The organism is Cellulosimicrobium cellulans (assembly GCF_042723955.1).
Taxonomy (GTDB): Bacteria; Actinomycetota; Actinomycetes; order Actinomycetales; family Cellulomonadaceae; genus Cellulosimicrobium; species Cellulosimicrobium cellulans_H.
This window is the reverse complement of record NZ_JBHXIC010000001.1, coordinates 37,897-63,288: the sequence shown is the minus strand read 5'-3', so window position 1 is coordinate 63,288 and position 25,392 is coordinate 37,897. Positions and strand designations below refer to the sequence as shown.

The window sequence follows — 25,392 nt, the reverse complement described above, 5'->3', positions numbered from 1 at the left end:
GAGCCCGATCCTGCCCGCACGAGAACGGGGTTGGTGCCGTCCTCGCGCGGAGGACGACACCAACCCCGTGGTCGGCGGCGGCCGGTCAGTCGTCGGAGGACGACGGCTTCTGCAGGCCGGCCGAGATGAGCTCCATCACCGACGAGTCGGCGAGGGTCGTCGCGTCGCCGACCGTGCGGTTCTCCGCGACGTCGCGCAGCAGGCGGCGCATGATCTTGCCGGACCGGGTCTTGGGCAGCTCCGGCACGACGAGGATGCGCTTGGGCTTGGCGATCGGGCCGATCTCCTTCGCCACGTGGTTGCGCAGCTCGGTCTGCACGGCGGCGGCGCCGTCGGCGTCCGCGGCCCTGGCCGCGTGCTCGCCGCGCAGGATGACGAACGCGACGACGGCCTGGCCCGTGAGGTCGTCGCTCGCGCCGACGACCGCGGCCTCCGCGACGATCTCGTGGGAGACCAGCGCCGACTCGATCTCCGTGGTGGAGAGGCGGTGGCCCGAGACGTTCATGACGTCGTCGACGCGGCCGAGCAGCCAGATGTCGCCGTCCTCGTCCTTCTTGGCGCCATCGCCCGCGAAGTAGATCCCCGGGAAGCGCGACCAGTACGTGTCCTTGAAGCGCTCGAGGTCGCCCCAGATGCCGCGCAGCATGGACGGCCACGGCTCGGACAGCACGAGGTACCCGCCGCCTCCGTTCGGCACGGAGTGCGCCTCGTCGTCGACGACGTCCGCGACGACGCCCGGGAGCGGCACCTGGGCGGAGCCCGGCTTGGCCGCCGTGACCCCGGGGTGCGGCGAGATCATGATCGCGCCCGTCTCCGTCTGCCACCACGTGTCGACGATCGGCGTGCGGTCGCCGCCGATGACGCGGCGGTACCACATCCAGGCCTCGGGGTTGATGGGCTCGCCCACCGACCCGAGCACGCGCAGCGACGACAGGTCGAACTTCGCCGGGATCTCCTCGCCCCACTTCATGCACGCGCGGATCGCGGTCGGCGCCGTGTAAAGGATCGAGACCTTGTACTTCTCGACGAGCTCCCACCAGCGGCCCTGGTGCGGGGTGTCCGGGGTGCCCTCGTAGATGACCTGCGTCGCGCCGTTGAGCAGCGGGCCGTAGACGACGTACGAGTGGCCCGTGACCCAGCCGATGTCGGCGGTGCACCAGTAGACGTCCGTCTCGGCCTTGAGGTCGAAGACGTTGCGGTGCGTGTACGCGGCCTGGGTGAGGTACCCGCCGGTCGTGTGCAGGATGCCCTTGGGCTTCCCGGTCGTGCCGGACGTGTAGAGGATGAACAGCGGGTGCTCGGCCTCGACCCACACGGGCGTGTGCGTCGTGTCGGCCGACTCGAGCGCGTCGTGCCACCACACGTCGCGGCCGTCGGTCCACGCCGTGTCCTGGCCCGTGCGACGCACGACGAGCACGTGCTCGACCGTGGTCGGGTCCGCGCCCTCCTTGGGGGCGAGTGCCTCGTCGACCGCGGGCTTGAGGGCCGAGGCCGCGCCGCGGCGGTACCCGCCGTCGGCCGTGATGACGAGCTTCGCCTCGGCGTCGGCGATGCGGCTGCGCAGCGCGTCGGCCGAGAAGCCGCCGAACACGACCGAGTGGGGCGCGCCGATGCGCGCGCACGCGAGCATCGCGACGACCGCCTCGACGACCATCGGCAGGTAGATGACGACGCGGTCGCCGGTCTCGACGCCGAGCGCGGCGAGCGCGTTGGCGGCGCGCGACACGTCGCGCTGGAGCTCCGCGTACGTGACCGTGCGCGTGTCGCCCGGCTCGCCCTCGAAGTGGATCGCGACCCGGTCGCCCAGGCCCGCCTCGACGTGGCGGTCCACCGCGTTGTACGCGGCGTTGAGCGTGCCGTCCGCGAACCAGCGCGCGACGGGGGCCTGCGACCAGTCGAGCGTCTCGGTGAACGGCGTGCGCCAGGTGACGAGGTCGTTCGCCTGCCGCGCCCAGAACGCGAGCCGGTCGGCCCGCGCCTCCTCGTAGAGCGCGGGCTGCGCGTTCGCCTGCGCGGCGAACTCCGGGCTCGGCGGGAAGCTCCGGGTCTCGTGGAGGAGGTTCTCCAACCCGGGCTGAGCAGTGGTGGACTCGTTCTCTGGCACGCTGACCTCCGGTGCGCATCGACTCTGGTGCGGCGCCTGCGCGCGGGCCGTCGGGGAGCGGCAGCGGACGCGAGGCGGTCGGACACCCGCCGTGGTGGGCGCCGACCTTGGGGAGTCTAGACCCGTTGCCGTGAGCGCAGTCACACGGGTCCACCATTCGGCGGGAGCGCTCGCAAATGCCCGCCGGCGGGACGGGGACGTCGGGCAGGCCGTGGCGCCGGGGGAGCCGCGTCAGCGCGAACGGCGCTGTCGCACGGCCTCGTACAGCACGACCGTCGTCGCGCTCGCGGCGTTGAGCGAGCTCGCCGAGCCCAGCATGGGGATGCTCACCATGACGTCGCACGCCTCGCGCCACCCCGCGCTGAGCCCGGTCGTCTCGTTGCCCGTGAGCACGAGCGTCGGGCCGGTGAGGTCGTGGTCGGCGAGCTCGACGTCGCCGTGCTCGTCGGTCCCGACCAGCGTGAGCGGGGTACCGGACGCGCGCTGCGCGCCGACCCAGTCCAGCACCTCGCGGCCCGACGGGACCCGCACGGTCGGTACGGAGAAGATCGAGCCCGTGCTCGCGCGCACGGCGCGCGGGTCGTACGGGTCCGCGGCGTGCCCCGCGACGATCAGCCCGCCACCGCCGAACGCGTCGAGCGAGCGCGCGACGGTCCCGACGTTCCCCGGGCTCGTCGGACGGTCGAGCACGACCCCGAGGAAGTCGTGCGGCACGGCCACGCGCCCCAGGTCGTCCGGCGGCGTGGCGACGACCGCGAGCAGCTCGGGCGCGTCGTCGTCCTTGCCGCCGAGCTCGCGCATGAGCTCCGACGACACGGCGAAGCGCCTCGTGCGGACGCGGTCGAGCATCGCGTGCGCCCAGGTCGAGAGCGACCGGTCGGCGTCGACGAGCCACGTCCGCACGGTCCACCCCGACTCCACGGCGAGCGTGATCGGCCGGACCCCCTGGACGACCATCTCGCCCGCGCGGTGGCGCTTGGTGCGGTTGGTGAGCAGCGACTCCCACTGCTGGAACGCGGCGTTGCGGGTCGTGACGCGCTGCACGGGTCAGGCCTCCTGGGTGGTGGTCGTCGCGACGCGCGGGAGGCCGCCGGTGAGCGCCGCGGGTTCGGCCGCGTCGGCCTCGCGCGCGGCGCGCTCGACCGCCGCCGCGACGAGGGTCGTGACCTCGGGGTTGAACACGCTCGGGATGATGTAGGTGGGGTTGAGCTGGTCCTCGTGGATCGCGGACGCGAGGGCGCGGGCCGCGGCGAGCAGCATCCCGTCGGTGATGCGGTGCGACTGCGCGTCGAGGAGGCCGCGGAACACGCCGGGGAACGCGAGGACGTTGTTGATCTGGTTCGCGAAGTCGGAGCGCCCGGTGCCGACGATCGCCGCGTGCCGTGCCGCCTCGACCGGGTCGACCTCCGGGCGCGGGTTCGCCATCGCGAAGACGATCGCGCCGGGCGCCATGCGCGCGACGTCGTCGCCGGTGAGGACGTCCGGGGCAGAGACGCCGATGAACACGTCCGCGTCCACGACGGCCTCGCGGAGCGTCCCGGTGACGCGCCGCGGGTTCGTGTTGACGGCCGTCCACGCGAGCGACGGCGACAGGCCCGGCCGCGCGGGGTGGACGACGCCCTCGATGTCCGCGACGACGACGTCGTGGGCGCCCGCCGCGAGGAGGAGCTTGAGCACGGCCGTGCCCGCGGCACCGGCCCCGGACAGCACGATGCGCACGTCCGGCAAGTCCTTGCCCACGACCTTGAGGGCGTTCGTCAGCGCCGCGAGCGCGACGATCGCCGTGCCGTGCTGGTCGTCGTGGAACACGGGGATGTCGAGCTCGGCGCGCAGCCGGGCCTCGATCTCGAAGCAGCGCGGGGCGGAGATGTCCTCGAGGTTGATGCCCGCGAACACGGGCGCGATGGCCTTGACGGTGCGCACGATCTCGTCGACGTCGGTCGTGTCGAGCGCGATCGGGAACGCGTCGATGCCGGCGAACCGCTTGAACAGCGCGGCCTTGCCCTCCATGACCGGCAGCGAGGCGAGCGGGCCGATGTCGCCCAGGCCGAGCACGGCCGAGCCGTCGGTGACCACCGCGATGGTGTTGCGCTTGATCGTGAGCCGGCGCGCGTCGTCGGGCTTGGCGGCGATGGCCTCGCACACGCGCGCGACGCCGGGCGTGTAGATCATCGACAGGTCGTCGCGGTTGCGGATCGGCACCTTGGACTCGATCTGCAGCTTGCCGCCCAGGTGCAGCAGGAACGTGCGGTCCGAGACGCGGTCGACGACGACGCCCGGCAGCGCGCGCAGCGCCTCGACGATCTGCCCGGCGTGCTCCTCGCCGCGCGTCGCGACCGTGACGTCGACCGTGATGCGCTCGTGGCCCGACGCCGTGACGTCGAGCGCGGACACGATGCCGCCCGTGTGCTCGATCGCCGTCGTCAGCTCGCTCACGGCGGTGGGGCGTGCCTCGACCTGGAGGCGGACGGTGATGGAGGAGGAGACACTCGGCGCTGACGTCATGGGCTCCAGTATCGCGCGGCGACCACGCGCCCGGCACGACGACGGCGCCCCCTCAGGAGCGCCGTCCCGCCAGCATCGCGGCGGCTATCAGGCGTGCAACGGTGTCCGCTGCAACGGCGCGAGGTGGCCGTCGTGGCCGGGTCTCGTCCGGTCAGCGAGTCCCTACGTGGACTTCCTGCGCGTGGGTACCGCCGAGATGCTGTTGTCCCTCCATCACAGCCCGGACGGTCGGGGAGCGCAACCGCTCCCCGGGGACTTCCACACCGTGTTCTACAGCGTTCGAACGCCCGCGGTGCGGTTGGTCCGGGAGGTCCGGATCGGGCCCTTCGGCGGGCGGTGGGAGCCGGCTCGCGACCTCGGCCCGCGCGTCGTTCAGTCGCGGCGGCTTCGACGGCGCAGCACGCGCCAGACGACCCACGCCGCGACGCCGAGCGCGACGACCCCCGCCGCGGCGAGGGCCGGCGTCGACCCGGCGAGGTGCGACCGCAGCGCGACGGGCTTCGAGAAGGTCAGGGCGCCCCAGCCGTGCTCCGCGGCGAGCCGGCGCAGCGTCCGGTCGGGGTTGACGACGAAAGCGTGCCCGACGGCGCCCAGCATGGGGGCGTCGGTCACGGAGTCGGAGTAGGCGTAGCTCGCCTCCAGGTCGTACCCCTCCCGCTCGGCGAGCTCGCGGAGGGCGACGGCCTTGTTCTCGCCGTACGCGTAGAAGTCGATCGCGCCCGTGTACCGGCCGTCCTCGACGGCCATGCGCGACGAGATCGCGTGGTCGGCGCCCAGCACCGCCGCGATGGGCTCGACGACCTCGCTCCCGGAGGCGGACACGATGACGACGTCGTGCCCGTGCTCGTGGTGGGACTCGATGAGCTCGACGGCCTCCGCGTAGACGACGGGGTCGATGTGCTCGTGCAGCGTCTCCTCCACGATGCGCGACACCGTGGCGACGTCCCAGCCGGTCACGAGGCTCGACAGGTGCGCGCGCATGCGCTCGGTCTGGTCCGCGTCCGCGCCGCCGACCATGAACAGGAAGTGGGCGTACGCGCTGCGCAGCACGTCCCCGCGGTTGATGAGCCCGCCGGCGAAGAACGGCCGGGAGAACGCCGCGGCGGACGACGTCGCGATGATCGTCTTGTCCAGGTCGAAGAACGCGGCGACCCGGCCGGCGCGCGGCGGGTCCGTCGGGTCCGGGAGCGGGGTCACGGTCGCGAGCCTAGCCGCGGAACGTGGCCGTCCACAGGAGCGCTCGCCGGGGCGCCCGTCCACAGGTCGCGCGGCCGGCCCGACGACGCCCCGCCGGTCAGGGCAGGGTGGGGCGCCGGTCGACGGGGTAGCGGGGGAGGACGCGATGGGCGGAGCGGTCGTAGCGGTGGTGGGAGCGCGCGGCGGGGCGGGGGCGAGCGTCGTGGCGGCCTCGCTCGCCCGCGCGGTGGCACGACGCCGCGCACCCGCCTGCCTGGTCGACCTCGCGCTCGTGGGCGGTGGCATCGACGTGCTCCTCGGGATCGAGCAGGACCCGGGGGTGCGCTGGCCCGACCTGGCCGACGCGCGCGGCCGGCTCGACGGCGACGACCTCCTCGCGCGCCTGCCGCGGTGGGGCACGGTCCCGGTCGTCAGCACCGAGCGCGGCGGCGGCCCGGAGACCGCGGCGCTCGCGGACGTCGTGGCGGCGCTCGCCGAGGTCACGTCCGCGCGGTCGGGGGTGCTCGTGCTCGACGTCGACCGTGCCGCGATCGGGTCGGGCGCGGCCGGCGCCGGGCTGCTCGGGGCGTGTGACGAGGTGCTGGTCGTGACGCCGCTCGACGTGGCCGGGGTCGCGGGCGCTGCGGCGGTGCGCGACCGGGTCCCCGGCCCGGCGGCGCTCGTCCTGCGCCGGCCGGCTCCGGGGCGGTTGTCCGGCGGTGAGGTGGCTGACGCCGTCGGGCTCGAGGTCGCCGCGACGGTCGGCTGGGACCGGGCGCTCGCCGGGGCGATCGAGCGCGGCCAGGGTCCGTGCGTCGGCAGGGGGCCGGTCGTCCGGGCGGGTCGGGACCTCGCGGCGCGGTACGCGGGGAGCGACCGGTGAGCGGGCGCGACGCGGCCCCGGGGCGGACCGAACGGGGGCGCGGACCGCTGCTCGACGGCGTCCGGGACCGCCTCGTGCGGGCCGGCGCCGAGCCGGGAGCCGGCGCGGGGGCGGGACCCGACGACGCGGCCGTCGCCGACGCGCTGCGGGCGTCGGGGCGCGTGCTCGGTACCACCGCCCTGCGGGAGCTCACCCGCACGGCGCACGCGGAGATCTTCGGCGCCGGCCCGCTCCAGCGCTACCTCGACGAGCCGGGCGTGACCGACGTGCTCGTCAACGGGCCCGACGAGGTCTGGGTCGACCGTGGGGCCGGGCTCCAACGGGTCGTCGTCCCCCTCGGCGGTCCGGAGGCCGTGCGGTCGCTGGCCGTACGGCTCGCCGCCGCGGGCGGGCAGCGCCTCGACGACGCCTCGCCCGTGGTCGACGCCCGACTCCCCGACGGGACGCGCCTCCACGCGGTGGTGGCGCCCGTGTGCGGGCCCGGGGCCGTGATCTCGCTGCGCGTGCTGCGGACGCGGACGTTCGGGCTGGCCGACCTCGTCGCGTCCGGCACGGTCCCGGGCGCCTGGGAGCCGGTCCTGCGCGGGCTCGTCGCCCGGCGCGCGAGCGTGCTCGTCTCGGGCGGGACCGGCACCGGCAAGACGACGCTGCTCGCCGCGCTGCTCGCCCTCGTCCCGCCGGACGAGCGCATCGTCTGCGTGGAGGAGGCGCGCGAGCTCGACCCGGACCACCCGCACGTCGTCCCGCTCACCGCGCGGCGGGCGAACGTCGAGGGTGCCGGAGAGGTCGACCTCGCCGACCTCGTGCGCGCCGCGCTGCGGATGCGTCCCGACCGCATCGTGCTCGGCGAGTGCCGTGGGGCGGAGGTCCGCGAGGTGCTCATGGCCCTCAACACCGGTCACGAGGGCGGCCTGGCGACGATCCACGCCAACGACGTCGAGGTGATCCCGGCCAGGCTCGAGGCGCTGGCGGCGCTCGCGGGCATGGACCGTGCCGCCGTGGCGGCACAGGCGGTCGGCGGGCTGGACGTCGTGCTGCACCTGCGCCGCGTGCGCGCGGGCGGCACGACCCGGCGCGTGCTCGCCCAGGTCGGGGTCGTGCGTGGCGACGTCCGGGCCGGCCTCCGGGTCGACGTCGCGGCCTCGTGGGACGGGCTGTCCGGCCCGCGCGACGGCTCCGCACGCGACGGCGGCGGCAGCGGCACCGGGCCGGTCGCCGGCCCGGCCTGGGACGAGCTCGTCGCGCGGTGGTGCGCGTGAGGCGTCCATGACGGTCCTCGTGGGCGTGCTCGTCGGGGCCGCGGTCTGGTGCGTGGCGGCGCGGGGCGGGCGCCGGGCCCGTAGCGTCGTCGGCACCTCGTCGCCGCGGCCCGGGCGACCGGTGTTCCTGCGGCGCCGGTCCCGGGCGCGGGCGGTGCCGGAGCTGGTGCGCGTCGTCGTGACGCAGGTCGGGTCGCTCCTGCGGTCCGGTGCCGCGCCGGGCGTCGCGTGGGAGCGGGCGGTCGGGGTGCGGGTCGACGCCGCGGGCGTCCCCCGGGTCGCCGAGCTCGCGCCGCACGTGGGCGGGCGCGCGACCGCGCAGTCCCTCGTGGCGGCGTGCCGGCTGGCGGTGGAGGTGGGCGCGCCGCTCGCGTCCGTGCTCGACGAGGTCGCGGCCTCGGTCGCCGCGGACGCCGAGGCCCGGGCGGAGCGGGACGCGGCGCTCGCCGGGCCCCGGGCGACCGCGCGCGTGCTCCTGTGGCTCCCGGCGGTCGGTGTGCTGCTGGGCTACGTCCTCGGCGCCGACCCGCTCGGCACCGCGACCGACGGCGGCCTCGGGACGGCCGGGGTCCTGCTCGGGCTCGTGCTCCTGCTCGCGGGCCGCACCTGGTCTGCGCGGCTCGTCGAGCGGGCGCGCAGCGCGGGGGAGGACCGGTGACCGCGCTCCTGGTGACGGCGTGGGCCCTGGCGGCGACCGCGCCGTGGTGGGCGGCGCGGGCGGCCGTCGTGCGGCGGGTCGTCGAGGTGTCGCGACGCGCGCGGAGCGGTGTCGGCCGCCCCGACGGGGCGTGGGGTGAGGGTGAGCGGGAGGCACGAGGCGGAGGCCGGAGGCGCCGGGACGACGCCGGGCCCCTCGAGACGGGCGTGCTGCTCGAGCTCCTCGCGGCGGCGGTCCGCTCCGGCGCGGCCGTCCCACGTGCTCTGGACGTGGTCGGGTCGTGCGTCGGTGGTCGGGAGGGTGCCGGCCTGCGAGCCGCGGGCGCCGCACTCCTCCTCGGCGCGTCGTGGGACGCCGCCTGGGCGACGGCGCCACCGCGGCTCGCGGTCGTGCAGCGCGCGCTGCGTCCGGCCTGGTTGCACGGTGCCGCCCCCGCACCTGCGCTGCGGGCCGCGGCGCAGGCGTCGCGGCAGGACCGGACCGCCGCGGCCAAGGCCGCCGCGGCGCGCCTCGCCGTGCACCTCGTGCTCCCGCTCGGCGCGTGCTTCCTCCCGGCGTTCGTGCTCGTCGGGCTGGTGCCCGTCCTTGTCTCCCTCGGGTCAGGTCTGCTGGGCGGGTAGTCGACCCTCTCGGACTGTCGGACTGCGGGATCGTCGGACGGCGGGACGGCGGGACGGCGGGACGGCAGGATGGCGGGACGGCGGGACTGCCGAGCTGCCGGCACCGGGCCCGCACCCGTGCCCGTGCTGCTCGTGCTGGGTCGACCGCGGTGCCGTTCCTGCCGTACCACCGGGCCGCTCGCTACGGTGGGTCCATGGATGCGACCGCCGTCGGCCCGACCGAGCGGGGCGCCCTCGCCCAGGGGATCTGGGAGGAGGTCGGCAGCGGCGAGTCGTCCGCCCGGGTCTTCGTCAGCACGGACGGTGCTCGGTACGCCAAGGTCGCGACCGGCGACCAGGTTGCCGCGCTGGCCGGGGAGCGTGACCGCGTGCGGTGGGCTGCCGCCCGGGGGATCCTCGGGCCGCGGTTGCTGGGATGGGCCGACGCCCCCGACGGGGCGGTGCTGACGACCAGCGCGGTGGCGGGGACGCCCGCCGACCAGGTCGGTCCACACCAGGTCCGCCAGGCGTGGGCGAACATCGTCGCGGCGGTCGCGGCGCTCCACGACGTCCCCGCGGGCGACTGCCCGTTCGACCGGGGGCTGCGCACCATGTACCCGCTGGCGCAGGACGTGGTGGCGCGCGGCGCGGTGCGCCGGGAGTTCCTGCGCCCTGAGCAGGAGTCCCGGACGAGTCACGACCTGATCGCCGAGCTCGCCGCCGAGCTGCCCGTACGCCAGGAGCAGGAGGCGGCCGACCGGGTGGTCTGCCACGGCGACCTCTGCCTGCCCAACATCCTGCTCGACCCCGAGACGCTGGAGGTCTCCGGGTTCGTCGACCTCGGTCGCCTCGGCGTGGCCGACCGGCACGCCGACCTGTCGCTGCTGCTCGCGAGCGCGCAGGACGCGTGGCCGGACGAGGCCCAGCACCTCCAGGACCAGCTCCAGCCGCTCTACGGGTCTCCGGTCGACGCTGACCGGCTCCGGTTCCACCTCCTCCTGGACCCGCTGACCTGGGACTGACCGTCCGCGCGCAGGCACGCGCCTCGCGCGCCTCGCGCGCCTCGCGCGGCGCGACCGGCGCGACCGGCGAGCGCGGAGACTCGGCACGTGCACGCGGGCAGGGTCCTTCTCGCGACGATGCCCCGAGGGGCGGGGACCGACACCGTCCACAGGTCGGTCGCGCGAGGGTCCCGTCCACCGGCGGCGCGGCACAGGGTGCGGGCCCGGTCGTCGACCCGCCACGGTGTCCTGGACCGCCCGCGGACGCGGGCCACGAGAGGGGAGACCTGACATGCCAGGACGGGTTCGGCGCGTGCTCGCGCGCCTGACGGGGACGAGCACGGGACAGGACGGTGAGGCCGGTCTCGCGACCGCGGAGTACGCCATCGCGACCGTCGCGGCGGCGGGCTTCGCCGGGCTGCTCATCGTCGTGCTCAAGAGCGGCGAGGTGCGCGAGCTGCTGCTCGGCATCGTGCGCAGCGCGCTGTCGCTGGGCTGAGCCGTGCGACGGGAGGCAGGCACCGGCACCGGTCCGTGGCGCGGGTCCCGGCCGTGGGCGCTCCGCTCGCGGGAGGTCTGCTCGCGGGAGGTCTGCGCGCGCGGGGTCCGGTCCCGTGGGGTCCGGTCGCGCAACGACCGGGAGCGGGGTGCGGTCACGGCCGAGCTCGCCGTCGCGCTGCCGGCGGTCGTCCTCGTCCTCGTCGTCGTCCTCACCCTCGCCGCGGCGGCGGGCGCACAGATGCGCTCTGCCGACGCGGCGAGGGCCGCCGCCCGCGCCGCCGCGATCGGTGAGGACGACGCGACCGTGCGCGCGACGGCGCTCCGGGTGGCAGGGGCCGACGCGACGGTCGGCGTCGTACGCGGTGACCCGTGGGTCGAGGTCCGCGTCACGACGCCCGTCGTCGGCGGGTGGCTCTCCTCCTCGCCCCTGCGCGCGAGCGGCGAGGCCGTCGCGTGGGTCGAGCCATGACCCCGGGACGGGCCGTGGTCGGGGAAGGCCCGGCCACGCGTGCGCGGCGAGCTCGCAGCACCGGTCGCGGTACGGCCCGGGCCGGGATCGGGCGGCACGACGAGGTGCCCGACGCGGAGCGCGGCGCGGGCACGGTGCTCGTGCTCGGCGTCGTCGCCGCCGTGCTCGTCCTCGCCCTCGGGCTCGCCGCGCTCGCGCACGCCCAGGCGGCACGCGGGGCGGCGCAGACCGGGGCCGACCTCGCGGCGCTCGCGGCCGCCACGGCCGCCCGCGACGGCTGGGACCCGTGCGGTCGCGCCCGCGAGGTCGCGGCCCGTAACGCGGTGTCGGTCACCGCGTGCACCGAGCAGGACGGCGGGGTCGTTCGGGTGGACGTCGCCACGACCGCCGGCGTCACCGTCCTCGGTGTCGAGCTGGGCCGGGCGAGCGCCGCCGCACGCGCAGGCCCGGCGACCGCACGGTGACCGCGGTTCTACCTCGCGCAACCACGGTTCTACCTCGCGGCACCGGGGTTCTCTCTCGTGTGGCCACGGTTCTATCTCGCGCGGTCAGGCGTCTCGCTCGTGGAGTCCGGGCCGTTGCTCGTGAGGTCGGGAGTCTGGCCCGCCGGGGCGTGGGCGAGGACGGCGTCGAGCAGACGGACCGCCGCGGCCTTCTCGAGCGGGGCGTTGTACGACCCGCACTTGGGGGACTGCACGCACGCCGGGCAGCCGTCGTGGCAGGGGCAGCGCGCGATGGCGTCGCGCGTGGCGCGCAGCCACGTCGCGCCGAGCTCGAACCCGCGCTCGGCGAAGCCGGCCCCGCCGGGGTAGGCGTCGTGCACGAACACGGTCGCCTCGCCGGTGTCGGCGTGCAGCGCCGTGGACACGCCGCCGAGGTCCCAGCGGTCGCACGTCGCGAGGAGGGGGAGCAGACCGATCGACGCGTGCTCGGCGGCGTGCAGCGCCCCGGGCAGCTCGTCGGCGTCGACGCCCGCCTCCTCGATCACGGAGGCGGGGACGGTCCACCAGACGGCCATCGTCGGCAGCGTGCGCTCGGGAAGGTCGAGGGTCTCCGTGCCGAGGACCTGCATGTCGAGGAGGCGGCGGCGCTGGAAGCTCACCACCTGGGAGCACACGTCGACCGGGCCGTAGCCCCAGCCGACGGGTCCCCACTTCCGCTCGACGACCTCGCGCCCCGCCGCGACGTCGCCGTCGGCGGGGTCGTCGACGATCGTGACGGAGGTCGTGGAGCGCGACCACGTCCCGTGGTCGACGTCCTGGCGACGCACGAGCGCGACGTGGTCGGCGAGGTCGAGGTGCTCGACGACGTAGGTGCGGCCCTGGTGGACGTACACCGCGCCGTCGTGCACGGACCCGTCCGCGGACGCGGCGTCGACCGTGCCGAGCAGCCGGCCGGTGCGGGCCTCGGCGACCCGCACGGGCGCGCCGCCAGAACCGCGCAGGTCGGTCATGCCCGACGCGGGCTGCGCGTGCGTCCAGTACCAGCCGGACGCACGACGGCGCAGCGCGCCCCGGGCGACGAGCACGTCGAGCAGGCCCCGCACCGCCGTGGGGTCGCCGAACGCCGGGAGGTCGTCCGACCGCAGCGGGTTCTCGGCCGCCGCTGCGCACAGGTGGGGCGCGAGGACGTACGGGTTCGCGGGGTCGAACACGGTCGCCTCGAGCGGGGCGTCGAACACGGCCTCGGGGTGGTGCACGAGGAAGGTGTCGAGCGGGTCCTCCCGGGCGACGAACGCCACGAGGCCGTCCGCACCCGCGCGCCCGGCGCGGCCCGCCTGCTGCCACACCGACATGCGGGTACCCGGCCACCCCGCGATGAGGACGGCGTCGAGGCCCGAGATGTCGACGCCGAGCTCGAGCGCGTTGGTCGTCGCGAGGCCCAGGACGTCGCCCGTGCGCACGGCGTCCTCGAGCTCGCGCCGCTCCTCGGGCAGGTACCCGCCCCGGTACGCCGCGACGCGCCGCACGAGCCGCGGGTCGACGACGCGCACGCTGTCCTGCGTCTGCACCGCGACCGACTCCGCCCCGCGGCGCGAGCGCGTGAACGCGAGCGTGCGGGCGCCCGCGATGACGAGGTCCGCGAGCAGGTCCGCGGCCTCGGCCGTCGCGCTGCGCCGTGGGTGCTCCGGTGCGGCGTCGACGGACGTCGGGACGGTCGGGTCGTCGTCGTGCCCCTCGGCGGGACCGGCGGAGGAGGCCGCGTCGAAGCCCACGACCACCGGCGGCTCCCACAGCGCGAACGTCTTGCGGCCCGCGGGCGAGGTGTCCTGCGCGACGGTCACGACGTCGTCGGGCTCGACCCCGACGAGCCGAGCCGCGCTCGTGGCCGGGTCGGCGGTCGTCGCCGACGCGACGACGAACGTCGGCGGCCGGTCGCCCTCGCGCGCGTAGTACGCGGCGAGGCGTCGCAGGCGTCGCAGCACGAGAGACACGTGCGCGCCGAAGACCCCGCGGTAGGCGTGGCCCTCGTCGACGACGACGTACCGCAGGTCGCGCAGCAGCCTCGACCAGCCCCGGTGGTTCGGCAGGAGGGCGAAGTGCAGGAAGTCGGGGTTGGTCAGCACGACGTCGGCGTGCTCGCGGACCCAGCGTCGCTCGTCCTGCCCGGTGTCGCCGTCGCACGTCGCGACCCGCACGTCGCGCGCCCCCGCGGCGTCGAGCAGCCGCTGGAGCCCCGAGAGCTGGTCCGCGGCGAGCGCCTTGGTGGGCGACAGATAGAGCACGGCGCCGCGTCGGGCGACCGACTCGATGCGGCCGGGGTCGAGGAGGCGCGCGGCGGCGTCGGCCCGGACGGACGAGAGGGCCGGGAGCCAGAACGCGAGCGACTTGCCGGAGCCCGTCGAGGTGGCGAGCGAGACGTGCCGGCCCGACCACGCGGCGTCGGCCGCGACGACCTGGTGCTCCCACGGGCGGTCGACGCCGAGCGCGCGGTAGCCCGCGACGAGCGACGCGTCGGCCCACTCCGGCCACTCGGCCTGCGTGCCCGCCCGCGCGGGCAGCTCGCGCACGTGCAGCAGCCGCTCGTCGCGCCGCCCGCCCGCGCGCAGCACGTCGAGCAGGGCCGCGCTCGTCGGTCGCAGGGGGGTGGGGGCGGGGGCGTGCGGCACGCCTCCGAGTCTCCCACCTCCGGCCCACCCTTCGGCCGAGGGGCGGCCGCGCTCGGGACCTCCGGCCCTCGCGCCGGGCACGGCGCGCGACCGAGGATCGGGTCATGGGAGCGGTGCGCGGGGTCCGGGTCGTGGCGACGACTGCGCTCGCCGTCGGGGCGCTCCTGCTCACCCGGCGCATGACCCAGACGTGGGGCACGTGGGAGGGCGAGCACGAGTGCGTGCTCCCGGGCGACGGCCTCGTGCCCGACGCGCGGGCCGTCGTCGCGACGCGGGCCGTGACGGTCGACGCGCCGCCGGCCGACGTCTGGCCGTGGCTCGTGCAGCTCGGCCAGGGGCGCGGCGGCTTCTACTCCTACGACGCGCTCGAGAACCTCCTCGGCCTGGGCATCCGCAGCGCCGACGCGATCGAGGAGCGCTGGCAGGGCCTGGCCGTGGGTGACGACGTCCACCTGGCCGACGAGGCCGTCCTCCGGGTCGCGGCGCTCGAGCCCGGCTCGCACCTCGTGCTGCTCGGTGCGCCCGGGCCCGGGCAACCGGACACGATGCCGTTCCGGTTCTCGTGGGCGTTCGTCGTGCGCCCGCTCCCGCCGGGCGCAGACGGCACTCCCCGGTCGCGCCTGCTGGTCCGCGAGCGCTACCTGCCGCTCGGTGCCGCAGGCCGCGCCGTCGTCGAGGCGGTCCAGCCGGTGAGCTTCCTCATGACGCAGAAGATGCTGCGCGGCGTCCGCGAGCGCGCCGGACGTGAGTGACGCGGCATCGGCCCGCCCGCCGACCCGGCCCCGCTACCGCCCGGACCGCCGACCAGGCGATCATGGCCGCCCGACCCGGTGGTCCTGGTCCGTCCGACGCGCGGGACGAGCCAGGACCGCGTGCTCGGCCGGTGAGGGGACCGTCAGCCGCGGAAGACCTCGAACACCGCGCGGGAGAGGTACCACGGGTCGACGACGGCGGTGAGCTCGCGCGCGGAGTGCATCGAGAGGATCGGGACGCCGACGTCGACCGTGCGGATGCCGAGGCGCGTCGCCGTGAGCGGGCCGATCGTCGAGCCGCACGGCACGGTGTTCTTCGACACGAACTCCTGGCTCGGCACCCCGGCCCGTGCGCAGGCCCGCGCCCAGGCCGCCGCGCCGTGCGCGTCGGTCGTGTAGCGCTGGTTCGCGTTGATCTTGAGGATCGGCCCGCCGCCCGCGAGGGGCCGGTTCGCGGGGTCGTGCCGCTCCGGGTAGTTGGGGTGCACGGAGTGCCCGACGTCGCTCGACACGCACAGCGACGCCGCGAGCTGGCGGTGCCGCCCCTCCGCCGTCGCGCCGAGGCCGGCCGCGACCCGGTCGAGCACGTCGGCGAGGAACGGGCCCGACGCCCCGGAGCGCGACTCCGAGCCGATCTCCTCGTGGTCGAACGCCGCGAGCACCGGGATCACGTCGCCCTCGACGGGACGGTCGGGCGAGCCGGCGACCTCGAGCAGGGCGACGAGCCCCGCATGCACGGAGATCAGGTTGTCGAGCCGCCCGGACGCGAGGAACGCCCCGTGCGCGCCGAACACGCGCGGCGACTGCGTGTCCGCGACGACGACGTCGTACCCCGCGACCTCGCTCGCGCGCACGCCCGCGTGGTGCGCGAGCTCCGCGAGCACGTCCCCGCCGCTCGTCCCGTGCGCCGCGCCCGCGGCGTCGGACCCGGCGGGCCCGGACGCCGACGCGAGCCCCCACACGGGCTGAGTGTGCTGCTGCTTGTCGAGCGTGAGCCCGTCGTTCGCCGCGCGGTCGAGGTGGATCGCGAGCTGCGGGATGCGCAGGAGCGGCCCGGTGCGCACGAGGTGCTCGACGCCGTCCGACGTCACCAGCCGCCCGGCGAGCTCGAGCTCGCGGTCGAGCCACGAGTTGAGCAGCGGACCGCCGTAGACCTCGACGCCGGCCTGCCACCAGCCCTCGCGCCCGGTGCTCGGCCGGGGCTTGAGCTTGAAGCCGGGGGAGTCGGTGTGCGCGCCGAGGACCGCGAACGGCGTCGTCGCGGTCGCGCCCGCGGGCACGACCCAGGCGATCACCGCGCCGTCGCGCACGACGACGTACCGCCCGTCCGCGGGACCCTCGCCCGCGCTGCCGGTCGCCGACGGCCACGCCGTCGTCTCGTCGAGCCTCTCGAAGCCGACGGCCTCCAGGCGGCGCGCGACCTCGTGGGCCGCGTGGTAGGACGACGGGGACGCCTCGACGAACGTCGCGAGGTCCTGGGCGTGCGCGTGCGCGCGCTCGTGGAGGGTCGGGTCGGTCACGGGGGTGCTGGGCGTCGACACAGGCTCCACCCTACGCACGCCCAGGAGTGCTCCGTAGGGTGGTCGCGCACCGCGAGAGAAGGAGTCACCATGACCTGGGTCGTCCTGCCGGGCCTGGCGCTCACTCCCGAGGACTTCGCCCCGCTCGCGCTCTCCCTCGGCGCCGGGTCCGGCGTCGAGCCCTGCACCGAGTCCCGCACCGACGACGTCCGGGTCCTCGACGCGTGGCGCGTGCCCGTGACGGGACCGGTCGACGCGGTGCGCGCGAGCCTCGGTGTCGACGGGTCGGGGCCGGTCGACCTCGTCGGGCACTCCGTCGGTGGTCTCACGGCGATCGAGTGGGCGCTGCTGCACCCGGACGAGGTCCGTCGGCTCGTCCTCCTCGACCCGACCAGCCCCTGGGAGGTCCATCTCCCGGCGCTGCACACGGATACCGTCGCGGCCCGGGCGGGTACGGCCGTGGCGAGCGCCCTCGCCGTCGGCCTGGCGGTGACCGGACCCTCGTTGCGCCGCGCGGGTGTCCGGGTGGTCACGCGTCGACCGGACCGCCTCCAGCACGACGTCGCCCGCGCCCGCTACAGGTCGCGCGTCGCGTGGACCGCGCTCGCCCACCAGTGGTTCGCGAGCTGGGAGCAGGCCCCGCGGGTGCGCGCCCTGCTCGACGACGGCCGGACCCTGCCCGCGAACGCCGAGCCGCTGCTCGTCACCGGGCTGCGGGCGAGCGCCCGGTTCCTGCGCGCGCAGCGTGAGCTGTCGGACCGGCTCGCAGTCCCGCGCGTCGGGCTCGCGGGCGAGGGCCACCTGTTCCCGCTCGTCCGGCCCGACGTCGTCGCGCACCTCGCGCTGAGCGCGGGTCGTCGGCGGACGGGAGACGTGTGATCGCGCGGCCGCTGCCGGGAGCGCCACCGCGGCGCCCGCTCCCGACAGCCCGGTGACGAGGGGCGCCGGGGGCGGGCACCGGTGCTCAGCGGACGACGAACCACCCCGGCTCGGACACGAGCCAACCCTCGAAGACGGGAGCACCGTCAGCGGACTGCGTGGCGCCCCACGAGCCGTCCTTCTGCAGCAGGCTGTACGACGTGATCGTCCAGGGCAGGAGCCCGTAGTAGGTGTACGTGCCAGGAGGCAGGGTCCGACCCGTGGCGGCGCCGTCCTCGCAGCGGATCTCGGCGGAGTACTCGAACGGGACCGGCGCCTCGGTGCCGTCCACCATGGTCCGCAGGTCGGCCGACGTCTGGGAAGCCGCTCTCGTGGAGCTGACGATCGTGCCGTCGCGCACCACGACGTAGGCGTTGGCCGAGCCCGGGTAGGTAGCCTCGAACTGGGCCAGCGAGTCGCCATAGACCATCGATCCGCGCGTCGTGGGCGTGCTCGACCCCACCTCGACGACCCCCGGCCGAGCGAGGAACGCGAGGAGCGACGTCGACGACGTGGGCGCGGGCATGCCGCACTCGAGATCGGCGGACGTGGGACCGGACGGGAACGCCCAGGTCGGGCTCGCGGCCGCGTGCTCGAGGGAGTCCGGTGCCGCCGACCCCGCATCCTGCCCGGACGGGACCGCCGGTTCCACGACGAACGGCACGGTGCGCGAGACGAGCCAGCCGTCGAACAGAGGGCTTGCTCCGCCCGCACCACCCGTCGGAGGCTGCTCGACGCCGCCGGGATCCGCCGCGTGCGACACCACGGTCCAGGGCACGACGGCGGCGAGCTCGTACTCGCCGGGCAGCAGCGAGGGTGACTCCCCCACCCCGTAGAGGTCGCAGATCGCGAACGAGTCGACGGACAGAGGAACGGGGACGACGGACCCGCCGACGAGCCTGGTGGGCGCTTCGTCGTGCGCCGGGTGGGACGACCTGACGGTGGTCGACACGACCGTTCCGTCCTGGACCAGCACGTAGCCGGCGCGCTCGGTGGGGTCGAGCGCGACCACCTCGGCGCCGTCCTCGATCCGGAGCTGCGCCACGACGTCGGAGAGCTGGGTCGATCGCACCGACGGCCGAGACGTCTCGACGGCCACCGTCGCGAGAAGGTCGGCACCTGTGGCGGTCGGTGCCGGGCTTCCGCACCGGAGGTCGTCCGCGGTCACCGGCGCGGGGAAGTCGACCGCGGACGTGGGGCCGGTGTCCGTCGTCGTCGGCTCCGGGCTCGGTGCGGGCGCGGGCATGAGGGGGTCAGGCCCTCGGTCCCAGGCCGTCGTGAGCCCGGCACCGGCGAGCACGAGGCCGAGCGCGGCGGCGGTCCCGACCAGCCCTGCGCGGCGGCGGCGGACACGTCGCACGGCGCGGTGGAGCCGTTCCCGGGCGACCGCGTCGTCCGTCGTCGGGTGCACGGCGGCGGCGGCGGAGTGCAGGGCCCCTTCGAGGTCGAAGGGCTCGTGGGTGATGGGCCGGTTCATCGCACACCTCGCTGGGTCTTCACGGTCAGGTCGTCGTCGGCCGCTCGGACCGGGCCGAGTCGGGCGGCAAGCTTGGTGTTCGCGTCGCTGAGGTAGCGCTTGACGGTCCCTTCGCCGATCCCGAGCTGCGCGGCGACGTCGCGGACCGGGAGGTCGCTGAAGTACCGGAGGACGACGCACGCGCGCTCTCGGGGCGAGAGCGCCCCGAGCGCCTCCACGATGTCGAGGCGCACCTCGGGAGGGGTCGGCTCGTGCGCCTCGGGGCGCGGATCGAGCAGATGGCGCACCCCGTCCCAGCGCTTGCGACGGCGGGTGCCGTCGAGGTACGCCGTGAGGATCGAGCGGCGGACGTAGCTCTCGGCGAGCTGGAAGTCCGTCGCAGAACGTCCGCGGCGAAAGGTCCGGAACAGGGCGTCCTGGACGAGGTCCTCCGCCTCCGCGGCGTTCCCGGTGAGGAGATAGGCGTACCCGACGAGCGCCCTCCGCCGGGTGCGGACGATCTCGTCCAGCACCGTTTCCCAACGCGCCATCGCGCATGCCTCCTGCTCGTCGTGAACACCGTCGCCCCTCTCAACGTCCGTCGCGAGCGTTCGGTTGGGGTCGGGTGCAGCCTCTCCCGCGGCCCACTCGCCGAGGGCGGTGGGGATGCGTTTGTGACGTCCTGCACGAGTGGTCGTGACGCACGCCACACGTGCGTAGACTCACCCCCATCGCTCCGGCAGGGGACCGGCGCGACGGTCGCGCGGTTCGTCAAGGAGGACGGATGCTCACGCTCGGTTCGGAAAGTCTCACCATCGTCGCCGTCATCGCGGTGATCGCGCTCGTGGCGCTGGTCTTCGCGTTCGTCCTGCGCAGACAGGTCCTGGCCGCGGACGACGGCACGGCGAAGATGCAGGACATCGCGCAGGCCGTGCAGGAGGGCGCCGGGGCCTACCTGAGCCGCCAGTTCCGCACGCTCGCCCTGTTCGCGGTGATCGTGTTCGGCCTCCTGTTCCTCCTGCCGGGGGACGGCGGCATCCGGGTGGGGCGCTCGATCGCGTTCCTCGTCGGAGCCGGTTTCTCGGCGGCGATCGGCTACCTCGGCATGTGGCTCGCGGTGCGGGCCAACGTGCGCGTCGCCTCGGCCGCGACCAAGCCCGGCGGGCGCACCGAGGGCGCCCGGATCGCGTTCCGGACGGGCGGCGTCGTCGGCATGTCGGTCGTCGGCCTCGGCCTGCTCGGCGCCGCGGGGGTCGTGCTGATCTACAAGGGCGACGCTCCCGCCGTGCTCGAGGGCTTCGGCTTCGGCGCCGCGCTGCTCGCGATGTTCATGCGCGTCGGCGGCGGCATCTTCACCAAGGCGGCCGACGTCGGTGCAGACCTCGTCGGCAAGGTCGAGCAGGGCATCCCCGAGGACGACCCGCGCAACGCGGCGACGATCGCGGACAACGTGGGCGACAACGTGGGCGACTGCGCCGGCATGGCGGCCGACCTCTTCGAGTCGTACGCCGTGACGCTCGTCGCCGCTCTCATCCTCGGCAAGGCCGCGATGGGCGAGCAGGGCCTCGTGTTCCCGCTGATCGTCACCGCGCTCGGCGCCCTGGTCGCCGTCCTCGGCGTCTTCATCACGCGCGTGCGCGGCCAGGAGAACGGCCTCAGGGCCATCTACCGCGGCTTCTACCTCTCGGCGCTCATCGGCGCGGTGCTCGCGGCCGTCGCGGCGTTCGTCTACCTGCCGTCGTCGTTCTCGGCGCTCGACGGCACCGCGGACCTCGGCGACCTGTCCGGCCTCGCGGCCGACCCGCGCGTCGTCGCGAGCCTCGCGGTCGTCATCGGCATCGTCCTCGCGGGCATCATCCTGTGGATCACGGGCTACTTCACGGGCACGACGTCGAAGCCCACGCTGCACGTCGCCGCCACCTCCCGGACGGGCGCGGCGACGGTCGTCCTGTCCGGCATCGGCGTCGGGTTCGAGTCCGCGGTGTACACGGCGGGCGTGATCGCCGCCGCGATCTGCGGCTTGTTCCTCCTCGCGGGCGGCTCTGTGTGGCTCGCGCTGTTCCTCGTCGCGCTCGCCGGGTGCGGGCTACTCACGACGGTCGGCGTCATCGTCGCGATGGACACGTTCGGCCCGGTCTCCGACAACGCCCAGGGCATCTACGAGATGTCGGTCGGCGAGTCCGGCGACGGCGACGCGGAGGCCGCGCAGATCCTCACCGACCTCGACGCGGTGGGCAACACGACGAAGGCCATCACCAAGGGCATCGCGATCACGACGGCGGTCCTCGCGGCGACGGCCCTCTTCGGGTCGTACGCCGATGCGGTGAGCCACGCGCTCGCGGACGTCGAGGGCATCGGCACCGGACTCGTCTCCGCGATGCTGGACTACCAGATCATCTCGCCCATCACGCTCGTGGGTCTGATCCTGGGCGCCGCGACCGTCTTCCTGTTCTCCGGGCTCGCGATCGACGCCGTGACGCGCGCCGCGGGCGCGATCGTGTTCGAGGTGCGCCGCCAGTTCCGCGAGCACCCCGGGATCATGACGTTCCAGGAGCGCCCGGAGTACGGCAAGGTCGTGGACATCTGCACGCGCGACTCGCTGCGCGAGCTCGCGACGCCGGGTCTGCTCGCCGCGTTCGCGCCCATCGCGGTCGGGTTCGGCCTGGGCGTCGGACCGCTCGCCGGCTTCCTGGCAGGGGCGATCGGTGCGGGCGTGCTCATGGCGGTGTTCCTCGCCAACTCGGGCGGTGCATGGGACAACGCGAAGAAGATCGTCGAGGACGGCGCGTACGGGGGCAAGGGCTCCGAGGCGCACGCGGCGACCGTCATCGGCGACACCGTCGGCGACCCGTTCAAGGACACGGCCGGTCCGGCGATCAACCCGCTCATCAAGGTCATGAACCTCGTGTCCGTGCTCATCGCCCCCGCGGTGGTGCTCATGAGCGTGCCGGAGGACGCGAACCACGCGCTGCGCATCGGCATCGCGGTCGTCGCGGCGGCGATCGCGTTCGGCGCGGTGATCATGTCGCGGCTCCGCGCGGCCCGCGTCGACCGCGAGCAGTCCACGTTCGAGCCGGAGCGCGTCGCGACCGGCGCCTGACGGCCCGACCTGCACGTACGAGGACGCCCGGGCCGTGCGCGGCCCGGGCGTCCTCGTCCCGGTCCGGCGGACCGGGCCCGCTCTCAGCCCTTGACGGTGAAGGGCGCGCGCAGGAGCGCGTCCTCGCGGGACGACGGGCCGACGCGGAGCTCGAACTCGCCGGGCTCGACGACCCGGTGGCCGTGGGCGTCGACGAGCGTGCAGTCCGCGACGGGCACCTCGAGGTCGACGACGGCGGACTCGCCGGGGGTGAGCGCGACCTTGCGGTACGCCTTGAGCTCCTTCTCGGCCCACGTCACGGACGTGACCGTGTCGCTCACGTAGACCTGCACGGTCTCGCGGACGGGCCGCGTGCCGGTGTTGGTGAGCGTGACCTGGGCGCGCACGACGTCGTCGGGGCCGTGCACCGAGCCCAGGACGCGCAGGTCCGTGTAGTCGACGGTCGTGAAGCTCAGGCCCTCGCCGAACGCGAACGCGGGGCTCTGGGTGAGGTCGGCGTACCGGTCGCCGTGCTGCCCGCGGACCACGTTGTAGTAGGTGGGCTGCTGGCCGGCGTGCCGGGCGAACGAGATCGGGAGCCGGCCCTCGGGCTCGATCTGCCCGAGGACGAGCTCGGCGACGGCCTGGCCGCCGCGCATGCCCGGGTTCGCGGCCCAGACGATCGCGGCCGCCGCGTGGGCGGACGGCGGGAGCACGAGCGGCTTGGACGCGACGACGACGACCACGACGGGCGTGCCGGTCGCGACGAGCGCGTCGAGCAGGGCGACCTGGCCGCCGACGAGCTCGAGCGTCGCGGTCGACTTGCCCTCGCCGACGAGCTCGATCCGGTCGCCGACGACCGCGACGACGAGGTCCGCGACGCGCGCCGCGGCCACGGCCTCGGCGATCAGCGCGTCGTCGGGCTCGGCGGGCACGACGACCTGCGGCCGCGGCTGGCCGTCGGGGAACAGCTCGCCCTCGGGGTCGGGCTCGAGCGTGAGGATGTCGGCGCCGCGCGCGTGCGTGACAGTCCACCCCTCGGGGACGAGGGCGCGGAAGCCGTCGAGGACGGTGGCGGTCATCTCGCGCGGGTGGCCGTCGGGCAGCCAGTCGGCCTGGCCCGAGGCACCGGCCCAGTCGCCGAGCTGCGTGTGGTCGTCGTCTGCGTTCGGCCCGACGACGGCGACCGTGCGCCCGCCCGTGAAGGGGAGCGTGCCGTCGTTCGCGAGCAGGACGAGCGAACGCCGCGCGACCTCGAGGTTGACGGCGGTGTGCTCCGCCGAGGCGATGACGGCCTCCTGGCGCGCCACGTCGGGGCGCCGCGGGTCCTCGAACAGCCCGAGCCGGAACTTGAGCGTGAGGATGCGGCGCACGGCCGCGTCGATCGCGACCTCCTCCACGAGCCCGCGTGCGACCGCCTCGAGCGCGCCCTCGAAGAACTTCGGCGTCGTCATGATCATGTCGTTGCCCGCGCGCACGGCGACGGCGGAGGCGTGCACGTAGTCGGGCTGGATGTGCTGCTCCCAGACCATGCGTCCGACGTTGTCCCAGTCGGTGACGAGCGTGCCCGTGTAGCCCCACTCGCCGCGCAGGACGTCGTCGAGCAGCCAGCCGTTGACGGTGACGGGCACGCCGTCCATGGACTGGTAGCCGAGCATGAACGTCGCGCAGCCCTCGCGCGCGACGCGCTCGAACGGGGGCAGGAACCAGGACCGGAGCTTGCGCGGCGAGATGTCGGCCTCGCTCGCGTCGCGGCCGCCCTGCGTCTCGGAGTAGCCGGCGAAGTGCTTGGCGGTCGCGAGGACCCCGGTCGGGTCCGCGAGGCCGTCGCCCTGGTACCCGCGCACCATGGCCGACGCAAGCTCGCCGATCAGGTACGGGTCCTCCCCGAACGTCTCGTCGACGCGCCCCCAGCGCAGGTCGCGCGCGATGCACAGCACGGGGGAGAACGTCCAGTGGATGCCGGTCGCGGCGACCTCGACCGCGGTGGCCCGGGCGACCTGCTCGACGAGCTCGGGGTCCCACGTGGCGGCCATGCCGAGCTGTGTGGGGAAGATCGTCGCGCCGACCCAGAAGGAGTGGCCGTGGATGCAGTCCTCGGCGACCAGCAGGGGGATGCCGAGCCGGGTCTTCCCGGTGAGCGCGTGGGCCTCGACCACGTTCTGGGGGGACGTGTGCAGGAGCGAACCGGCGTGCTTGTCCAGGACCGCCGGCCCGACGCCGTCGCGCGCGTCGAGCTGGAGCATCTGCCCGACCTTCTCGGGGAGCGTCATCCGCGCGAGGAGGTCCTCGACGCGGTCGGCCACGGGCAGAGCGGGGTCGAGGTAGGGGAGGGTGCTCACGGACGGTCCTTCCACGGCGACGGCGACGGTTCCCCGGGGCGGTGCGCGTCGGGTGGGTCGCCACCGACGCGCTCGGGAGCCCGGGCGCCGCCACTCTACCGGTAAAACTGAATAACCGGTAAGTAAGTTTGCGCCGTCAGTGCCAATGGTCCAGGAAGCGCGCGACCGTATCCGTCGCGTGGTCCAGCACGCGCCCGTCCTCCGCCGCCGCGGCGGAGAGCAGCGCCGCGTCGACCACGTGCGCCACCAGGTCGACGTCCGTCACGTGCGCGTGCCCTGACGCGTCCAGCACGGTCCGCGCCGCCGCGAGCAGGCGCGGCCGCGACGCGCGCATGATCGGCCGCAGCGCGGGGTCGCGCATCGCCGTGAGCATCGGGTCCAGCCGCACGTCGACCACCGTGTCGTCCACGTGGGGTGCGTAGAGCGTCTCGATCAGCTCGCGCGCCGTCGCCCCGCTCGAGCGAGGCTCCCGCGACAGCGCGTCCGCCCGCACCTGCGCCGCCGTCGCACGCACGTCCTCCGCAGCCTCGACCGCCGTCGAGACCAGCGAGGCGCTCGTCGGGAAGTAGTACGACGCCGAGCCTTGCGGCACACCCGCCGCGCGCGCCACCTGGCGGTGGGTCACGGCGCCGAAGCCCTCCTCGATGAGCAGGTGCGCCGCCGCCTCGACCATCGCGCGCTGCCGCTGCGCGCTGCGCCCCTGCACCGTGGCGCGGGCCCCGTGCGTCGCGTCGCGGACCGTCCCGCGCGTCGCCCCGGCCCCCGCGCTCTCCCCGTCGCGCCGCGCTGCCCGGTCGATGGTGCCCGCTCCGTCGTCCACGGGGCCATCGTAGTGAGACCGCTGCCTCCTACCCGGGGCCGCCGAGCGAGAACCCCGGCTGGTCGAGAGAGAACCCTGGCCGCGCGAGGTAGAACCGTGGTGGCGCGAGATAGAACCGTGGGTGCGCGAGGTAGAACCGTGGTTCTTGTGCTCGACGGCGTGTGGTCGCCGTGGGTGGGCGGGGGGGGGGGGGGTGGGGGGTGGGCTGCACGCCCCACCCGAGCGCGCCGGCCGCCCCCCC

At 75.3% G+C, this 25,392-nt stretch carries 21 protein-coding genes; 11 read left to right on the top strand and 10 right to left on the bottom strand.

Annotated elements, in window-relative coordinates; genetic code table 11:
- Positions 1-85: 85 nt before the first annotated feature.
- From acs to ACFWH7_RS00250, 4 genes are all read right to left on the bottom strand, one after another.
- A complete protein-coding gene (acs, locus tag ACFWH7_RS00265) occupies positions 86-2,104 on the bottom strand; it encodes an acetate--CoA ligase (protein WP_378214481.1) in 2,019 nt (672 codons plus the stop codon).
- A 231-nt stretch (positions 2,105-2,335) separates the two neighbouring features.
- On the bottom strand, positions 2,336-3,148 hold the full coding sequence (locus ACFWH7_RS00260; RefSeq protein WP_378214480.1) for an RNA methyltransferase: 813 nt from the start codon (positions 3,146-3,148) through the stop codon (positions 2,336-2,338).
- A 3-nt stretch (positions 3,149-3,151) separates the two neighbouring features.
- Positions 3,152-4,609, bottom strand: coding sequence for an NAD-dependent malic enzyme (locus ACFWH7_RS00255; RefSeq protein ID WP_378214479.1), 1,458 nt, complete (start codon positions 4,607-4,609; stop codon positions 3,152-3,154).
- Positions 4,610-4,981: 372 nt separating this feature from the next.
- Complete coding sequence (locus tag ACFWH7_RS00250; RefSeq protein ID WP_378214478.1) at positions 4,982-5,806, bottom strand: HAD family hydrolase; 825 nt, start codon at positions 5,804-5,806, stop codon at positions 4,982-4,984.
- Between the two features lie 145 nt (positions 5,807-5,951).
- Between ACFWH7_RS00250 and ACFWH7_RS00245 the strand changes: the two genes are divergently transcribed.
- The 8 genes from ACFWH7_RS00245 (at position 5,952) to ACFWH7_RS00210 (ending at position 11,619) form a co-directional block, all read left to right on the top strand.
- Complete coding sequence (locus ACFWH7_RS00245; protein ID WP_378214477.1) at positions 5,952-6,668, top strand: CpaE-like family protein; 717 nt, start codon at positions 5,952-5,954, stop codon at positions 6,666-6,668.
- Positions 6,665-7,927, top strand: coding sequence for a TadA family conjugal transfer-associated ATPase (locus ACFWH7_RS00240; protein ID WP_378214476.1), 1,263 nt, complete (start codon positions 6,665-6,667; stop codon positions 7,925-7,927). The genes ACFWH7_RS00245 and ACFWH7_RS00240 overlap by 4 nt, the downstream gene beginning before the upstream one ends.
- Before the next feature lie 7 nt (positions 7,928-7,934).
- Positions 7,935-8,585 carry a hypothetical protein gene (locus ACFWH7_RS00235; protein ID WP_378214475.1) on the top strand — a complete coding sequence of 217 codons (651 nt, stop codon included), beginning with the start codon at positions 7,935-7,937 and terminating at the stop codon, positions 8,583-8,585.
- The gene (locus ACFWH7_RS00230) at positions 8,582-9,205 is read left to right on the top strand and encodes a type II secretion system F family protein (RefSeq protein ID WP_378214474.1); all 624 of its coding nucleotides are present in this window, start codon (positions 8,582-8,584) and stop codon (positions 9,203-9,205) included. The genes ACFWH7_RS00235 and ACFWH7_RS00230 overlap by 4 nt, the downstream gene beginning before the upstream one ends.
- Before the next feature lie 194 nt (positions 9,206-9,399).
- Entirely contained in the window at positions 9,400-10,206 is an 807-nt protein-coding gene (locus ACFWH7_RS00225; RefSeq protein ID WP_378214473.1) for a phosphotransferase, read from the top strand.
- 271 nt (positions 10,207-10,477) lie between these two features.
- Positions 10,478-10,684: a DUF4244 domain-containing protein gene (locus tag ACFWH7_RS00220; protein WP_378214472.1), complete on the top strand. Its 207-nt coding sequence runs from the start codon at positions 10,478-10,480 to the stop codon at positions 10,682-10,684.
- A gap of 3 nt (positions 10,685-10,687) precedes the next feature.
- Positions 10,688-11,155 carry a TadE family type IV pilus minor pilin gene (locus ACFWH7_RS00215; RefSeq protein ID WP_378214471.1) on the top strand — a complete coding sequence of 156 codons (468 nt, stop codon included), beginning with the start codon at positions 10,688-10,690 and terminating at the stop codon, positions 11,153-11,155.
- Positions 11,152-11,619, top strand: coding sequence for an Rv3654c family TadE-like protein (locus tag ACFWH7_RS00210; protein ID WP_378214470.1), 468 nt, complete (start codon positions 11,152-11,154; stop codon positions 11,617-11,619). The genes ACFWH7_RS00215 and ACFWH7_RS00210 overlap by 4 nt, the downstream gene beginning before the upstream one ends.
- Positions 11,620-11,690: 71 nt before the next feature.
- Here the strand turns inward: ACFWH7_RS00210 and ACFWH7_RS00205 are convergent, their stop codons facing one another.
- Complete coding sequence (locus ACFWH7_RS00205) at positions 11,691-14,264, bottom strand: DEAD/DEAH box helicase (protein WP_378214469.1); 2,574 nt, start codon at positions 14,262-14,264, stop codon at positions 11,691-11,693.
- A gap of 104 nt (positions 14,265-14,368) precedes the next feature.
- Here ACFWH7_RS00205 and ACFWH7_RS00200 point away from each other — a divergent pair, with 104 nt between their 5' ends.
- A complete protein-coding gene (locus ACFWH7_RS00200) occupies positions 14,369-15,016 on the top strand; it encodes an SRPBCC family protein (RefSeq protein WP_378214468.1) in 648 nt (215 codons plus the stop codon).
- 143 nt (positions 15,017-15,159) lie between these two features.
- On the opposite strand, the gene ACFWH7_RS00195 is transcribed toward ACFWH7_RS00200, so the two are convergent.
- A complete protein-coding gene (locus ACFWH7_RS00195) occupies positions 15,160-16,557 on the bottom strand; it encodes a M18 family aminopeptidase (protein ID WP_378214467.1) in 1,398 nt (465 codons plus the stop codon).
- Between the two features lie 69 nt (positions 16,558-16,626).
- Here ACFWH7_RS00195 and ACFWH7_RS00190 point away from each other — a divergent pair, with 69 nt between their 5' ends.
- Positions 16,627-17,415, top strand: a complete 789-nt coding sequence (locus ACFWH7_RS00190; RefSeq protein WP_378214466.1) for an alpha/beta fold hydrolase — start codon at positions 16,627-16,629, stop codon at positions 17,413-17,415.
- An 85-nt stretch (positions 17,416-17,500) separates the two neighbouring features.
- On the opposite strand, the gene ACFWH7_RS00185 is transcribed toward ACFWH7_RS00190, so the two are convergent.
- Together ACFWH7_RS00185 and ACFWH7_RS00180 are read right to left on the bottom strand one after the other, a co-directional pair.
- Positions 17,501-18,931: a hypothetical protein gene (locus tag ACFWH7_RS00185; protein ID WP_378214465.1), complete on the bottom strand. Its 1,431-nt coding sequence runs from the start codon at positions 18,929-18,931 to the stop codon at positions 17,501-17,503.
- Positions 18,928-19,461, bottom strand: coding sequence for a sigma-70 family RNA polymerase sigma factor (locus ACFWH7_RS00180; RefSeq protein WP_378214464.1), 534 nt, complete (start codon positions 19,459-19,461; stop codon positions 18,928-18,930). The genes ACFWH7_RS00185 and ACFWH7_RS00180 overlap by 4 nt, the downstream gene beginning before the upstream one ends.
- 233 nt (positions 19,462-19,694) lie before the next feature.
- Here ACFWH7_RS00180 and ACFWH7_RS00175 point away from each other — a divergent pair, with 233 nt between their 5' ends.
- Positions 19,695-22,010 (top strand): sodium-translocating pyrophosphatase, encoded by a 2,316-nt coding sequence (locus tag ACFWH7_RS00175; protein WP_378214463.1) that lies wholly within the window; start codon positions 19,695-19,697, stop codon positions 22,008-22,010.
- Positions 22,011-22,093: 83 nt separating this feature from the next.
- On the opposite strand, the gene ACFWH7_RS00170 is transcribed toward ACFWH7_RS00175, so the two are convergent.
- Together ACFWH7_RS00170 and ACFWH7_RS00165 are read right to left on the bottom strand one after the other, a co-directional pair.
- Complete coding sequence (locus ACFWH7_RS00170) at positions 22,094-24,331, bottom strand: exo-beta-d-1,3/1,6-glucosidase (protein WP_378214462.1); 2,238 nt, start codon at positions 24,329-24,331, stop codon at positions 22,094-22,096.
- Positions 24,332-24,467: 136 nt separating this feature from the next.
- The gene (locus ACFWH7_RS00165) at positions 24,468-25,151 is read right to left on the bottom strand and encodes a TetR/AcrR family transcriptional regulator (protein ID WP_378214461.1); all 684 of its coding nucleotides are present in this window, start codon (positions 25,149-25,151) and stop codon (positions 24,468-24,470) included.
- Between the last annotated feature and the right edge of the window lie 241 nt (positions 25,152-25,392).